This window comes from Kitasatospora sp. NPDC088742 (assembly GCF_055584905.1).
Map to the genome: position 1 here is coordinate 1 of NZ_JBVJLD010000106.1, position 5,024 is coordinate 5,024.

4 protein-coding genes are annotated in these 5,024 nt (G+C 69.4%); 2 read left to right on the forward strand and 2 right to left on the reverse strand.

Features of this window, described 5'->3' with window-relative positions; translation table 11 throughout:
- Window positions 1–94 precede the first annotated feature (94 nt).
- Together ACZ6ZR_RS38510 and ACZ6ZR_RS38515 are read right to left on the reverse strand one after the other, a co-directional pair.
- Window positions 95–589: a DinB family protein gene (locus ACZ6ZR_RS38510; protein WP_465650672.1), complete on the reverse strand. Its 495-nt coding sequence runs from the start codon at window positions 587–589 to the stop codon at window positions 95–97.
- Window positions 586–1,044 (reverse strand): GNAT family N-acetyltransferase, encoded by a 459-nt coding sequence (locus ACZ6ZR_RS38515; protein ID WP_465650674.1) that lies wholly within the window; start codon window positions 1,042–1,044, stop codon window positions 586–588. Before ACZ6ZR_RS38515 ends, ACZ6ZR_RS38510 begins: the two co-directional genes overlap by 4 nt.
- Window positions 1,045–1,135: 91 nt before the next feature.
- On the opposite strand from ACZ6ZR_RS38515, the gene recD2 reads away from it, so the two are divergent.
- A complete protein-coding gene (gene recD2 / locus ACZ6ZR_RS38520; RefSeq protein ID WP_465650676.1) occupies window positions 1,136–3,364 on the forward strand; it encodes an SF1B family DNA helicase RecD2 in 2,229 nt (742 codons plus the stop codon).
- 224 nt (window positions 3,365–3,588) lie between these two features.
- Window positions 3,589–4,878 carry a citrate synthase gene (locus ACZ6ZR_RS38525; RefSeq protein ID WP_465650678.1) on the forward strand — a complete coding sequence of 430 codons (1,290 nt, stop codon included), beginning with the start codon at window positions 3,589–3,591 and terminating at the stop codon, window positions 4,876–4,878.
- Window positions 4,879–5,024 lie beyond the last annotated feature (146 nt).

The following is a 5,024-nucleotide window of genomic DNA, read 5'->3' on the forward strand; positions in this document are numbered from 1 at the left end:
GCAGGGGGGACCCTGTGGGAGAGTAGGACGCCGCCGAACAATCTTTCAGAGAAGGCCTCCCGGCTTATGCCGGGGGGCCTTTTCGCATTTCCGGTCAGATTCCGGTCCGGCCGTCCAGGGTCTCCCGGATGATGTCGGCGTGGCCCGCGTGCCGGGCGGTCTCCTCGATCATGTGGAGGAGCACCCACCGCAGGTTCCGGTGGGCCAGCTTGAGCCGGGCGCACGGGGTGTCGAGCGGGAGGCCGGCCACCAGCTCGCGGGCCAGGGCGGCCTGTTCCTCGTAGTAGGCGCGCCACTGGGCGATGGTGTCGTTCTCGTCCACGTGGAAGTCGTCGTCGGTGTCGTCCGTCGAGTTCGGCCATTCGCCGGGGTGTTCGTGGCCGGCCAGGATGATCTGGAACCAGCGGCGTTCCCAGAGGGCCGAGTGCTTGAGGATGCCGAGCAGGGAGAGCGAGCTCGCGGTGGGGACCTGGCGGGCCTGGGCGTCGGTGAGGCCGTCGAGTTTGCGGAGCAGGGAGGTGCGCTGCTTGTCGAGGAAGCCGTTGAGGGCGTCGCGCTCGGTGTCGGTGGCGAAGGCGGGGGTGCTCATCCGAGGGCCAGCTTGAAGCCGAGGTGCGAAGCCGTGAAGCCGAGGCGTTCGTAGAAGCGGTGGGCGTCGGTGCGGGTGGCATCCGAGGTGAGTTGGACGAGTTCGGCGCCGAGCTCGCGTGACTGCGCGACGGCCCAGTCGATCAGGGTGGTGCCGAGGCCGGTGCCGCGGGCGTCGGCGTGGATGCGGACGGCTTCGATGAGGGTGCGGGTGGCGCCGCGGCGGGAGAGGCCGGGGACGACGGTGAGTTGGAGGGTGCCGATGACCTGGCCGGCGAGTTCGGCGACGACCAGGTGCTGGTTGGGGTCGGCGGCGATGCGGTGGTGGGCGGCGAGGTAGGGGGTGAGGTCGTCGGGGGATTCGCGGGTGGCTCCCAGCGGGTCGTCGGCGAGCATGGCCACGATGGCGGGGAGGTCGGCCTCGGTGGCCGGACGGATCGTCAGCTTGTCGTTCATGATCGTGAGGATAGGACGGATCCGGTACGGACTGTCACTGGGAGGCGGTACGGTGCGTAGCGCACGGTCACCGATCCGAGGGGGCAGCCTGATGGGTACTCAGCCCGTGGAGTCGCCGCAGCGTCAGCTCGCCCAGGTGGAGGGCGTGTTGGAGCGGATCACGTACGCGAACGAGGAGACCGGGTACACGGTGGCCCGGGTGGACACCGGGCGGGGGCAGCACGACCTGCTGACGGTGGTCGGGGCGCTGCTGGGGGCGCAGCCGGGGGAGTCGCTGCGGATGTTCGGGCGGTGGGGCTCGCACCCGCAGTACGGGCGGCAGTTCACGGTGGAGAACTACACGACGGTGCTGCCGGCCACGGTGCAGGGCATCCAGCGGTACCTGGGTTCGGGGCTGATCAAGGGGATCGGGCCGCGGTTCGCGGAGCGGATCGTGGCGGCCTTCGGGGTGGAGACCCTGGAGGTGATCGAGAACGAGCCGAAGCGGCTGATCGAGGTTCCGGGGCTGGGGCCGAAGCGGACGAAGATGATCGCGGCGGCCTGGGAGGAGCAGAAGGCCATCAAGGAGGTGATGGTCTTCCTGCAGACGGTGGGGGTGTCGACCTCCCTGGCGGTGCGGATCTACAAGCAGTACGGGGACGCCTCGACCGAGGTGGTGCAGAAGGAGCCGTACCGGCTGGCCTCGGACGTGTGGGGCATCGGCTTCCTGACGGCGGACCGGATCGCGCAGGCGGTGGGGATCCCGCACGACAGTCCGGAGCGGGTGAAGGCGGGGCTGCAGTACGCCCTCTCGCAGAGCAGCGACCAGGGGCACTGCTACCTGCCCGAGGAGCGGTTGATCGCGGACGGGGTGAAGCTGCTGCAGGTCGACGTCGGGTTGGTGATCGACTGCCTGGCCGAGCTGGTGGCGGCGGAGGGGGTGGTGCGCGAGCAGGTGCCGGGGGAGGCGGGGGAGCCGGTGACGGCGGTGTACCTGGTGCCGTTCCACCGGGCCGAGGTGTCGTTGGCCAATCAGCTGCGGCGGCTGCTGACGGCCGACGTCGACCGTCTCCAGGCCTTCCAGGGGGTGGACTGGGAGGCGGCCCTGGGGTGGTTGGCGCAGCGGACGGGGGCCGAACTGGCGCCGGAGCAGCGGGAGTCGGTGAAGCTGGCGCTGACCGAACGGGTGGCGGTGCTGACCGGCGGGCCGGGGTGCGGGAAGTCGTTCACGGTGCGGTCGATCGTGATGCTGGCGCTGGCGAAGCGGGCGAAGGTGGTGCTGGCGGCGCCGACGGGGCGGGCGGCGAAGCGGCTGGCGGAGCTGACGGGTGCCGAGGCGTCCACCGTGCACCGGCTGTTGGAGCTGAGGCCGGGGGGTGACGCGGCGTACGACCGGGACCGGCCGTTGGACGCGGACCTGGTGGTGGTGGACGAGGCCTCGATGCTGGACCTGATCCTGGCGAACAAGCTGGTGAAGGCGGTGGCCCCGGGGGCGCACCTGCTGCTGGTGGGGGACGTGGACCAGCTGCCCTCGGTGGGGGCGGGGGAGGTGCTGCGGGACATGCTGGCGCCGCAGAGCCCGGTGCCCTCGGTGCGGCTGACCAGGATCTTCCGGCAGGCCCAGCAGTCGGGCGTGGTGACCAACGCGCACCGGATCAACGAGGGGCTGCCTCCGATCACCGACGGGCTGCCGGACTTCTTCCTGTTCGCGGAGGAGGACACCGAGGCGGCGGCCGGGCTGACGGTGGACGTGGTGGCCCGGCGGATCCCGCAGCGCTTCGGTCTGGACGCCCGGCGGGACGTGCAGGTGCTGGCGCCGATGCACCGGGGGCCGGCCGGCGCGGGGGCGTTGAACACGCTCCTCCAGGCGGCGGTCACCCCGGCGAGGGACGGGTTGCCGGAGCGGCGCTTCGGCGGGCGGACCTTCCGGGTTGGTGACAAAGTCACCCAGATTCGCAACAACTACGAGAAGGGCCGGAACGGGGTCTTCAACGGCACCGTGGGGGTGGTGACGGACCTCAACGTGGAGGAGCAGCGGCTGACGGTGCGCACGGACGAGGACGAGGAGGTGCCGTACGAGTTCACCGAGCTCGACGAGCTGTCCCACGCCTACGCTGTGACGATCCACCGTTCGCAGGGGAGCGAGTACCCGGCGGTGGTGATTCCGGTCACCACCTCGGCGTGGACGATGCTCCAGCGGAACCTGCTCTACACGGCCGTGACGCGTGCGAAGAAACTGGTGGTGCTGGTCGGCTCACGCAGAGCGATAGCTCAGGCGGTCCGGGCGGTCAGCGCAGGTCGTAGGCACTCCGCGCTGGACCACCGGCTGGCCGCGGGGTGATCGGCGGCGGCGCCACGACCTGATGGGTTGTCTTGACGTGAAGAGATTTACGGCGGAACCTAGTCTGTGCCGATCTTGTCCGGTTCATACCGGGTGGGGCGACAGCTTTTGTAGGTGCGGGGCCTTTCCGGCCCACCCCGGGTGCACGGTGATCGGCCCGATGGTGGATCGTAGAGTCCGTCAGGGCACCTTGGATGAGGATTCATTTCGTCGGTGAGGAAGACGTGAGCGACAACTCGGTAGTACTGCGGTACCAGGACGGCGAGTACGAGTACCCCGTCGTCGAGAGCACTGCGGGCAACGCCGGCTTCGACATCTCGAAGCTGCTCCCGCAGACCGGCCTGGTCACCCTGGACAACGGCTTCGGCAACACCGCCGCCTACAAGTCCGCGATCACCTTCGTGGACGGCGACAACGGCATCCTGCGCTACCGCGGCTACCCGATCGAGCAGCTGGCCGAGCAGGGCAGCTTCATCGAGACCGCGTACCTGCTGATCAACGGTGAGCTGCCGAACACCGAGCAGCTGGCGGAGTTCAGCAACGAGATCACCCAGCACACCCTGCTGCACGAGGACGTCAAGCGCTTCTACCAGGGCTTCCCGCGGGACGCCCACCCGATGGCGATGCTGTCCTCGGTGGTCGGCGCGCTCTCCACGTTCTACCAGGACAGCCACAACCCGTTCGACGCCGGCCAGCGCCACCTGTCGACGGTGCGGCTGCTCGCCAAGCTCCCGACCATCGCCGCGTACGCGTACAAGAAGTCGGTCGGCCAGCCGTTCGTCTACCCGCGCAACGACCTGAGCTACGTCGAGAACTTCCTCCGGATGACCTTCGCGGTCCCCGCCGAGGACTACGAGATCAACCCGGTCATCGTCAACGCGCTGGACAAGCTGCTGATCCTGCACGCGGACCACGAGCAGAACTGCTCGACCTCCACGGTCCGTCTGGTGGGCTCCAGCCACGCCAACCAGTTTGCCTCCATCTCGGCGGGCATCTCGGCGCTCTGGGGCCCGCTGCACGGCGGCGCCAACCAGGCGGTGCTGGAGATGCTGGAGGAGATCCAGAAGACCGGCGGCGACGTCGACACCTTCATCCGTAAGGTGAAGAACCGCGAGGACGGCGTGAAGCTCATGGGCTTCGGTCACCGCGTGTACAAGGCGTTCGACCCGCGGGCCGCCCAGGTCAAGATCCTGGCGCACGAGGTGCTCGGCCAGCTCGGCAAGTCCGACGAGCTGCTGGAGATCGCGCTCAAGCTGGAGGAGCACGCGCTCAAGGACGACTTCTTCGTCTCGCGCAAGCTCTACCCGAACGTGGACTTCTACACCGGCCTGATCTACCGCGCCATGGGCTTCCCGACCAGCATGTTCACCGTGCTGTTCGCCCTCGGCCGGCTGCCGGGCTGGATCGCCCACTGGCACGAGATGATCAACGACCCGGGCAGCCGCATCGGCCGTCCCCGTCAGATCTACACCGGGGTCGAGATCCGCGACTACGTGAAGCTCGAGGGTCGCTGACCCGAGCGGTCCACCAGGTCGCCCCACTGACGCGGAAGGGCCCCGCGGGCCCCCGGCCCCCCCGCCCCCCCCCGAGACCCCGGCGGCCGCCCCCCCCCGGGGGGGGGGCGGTGCCCGACACCCCCCCCCAAACAAAACAACAAACA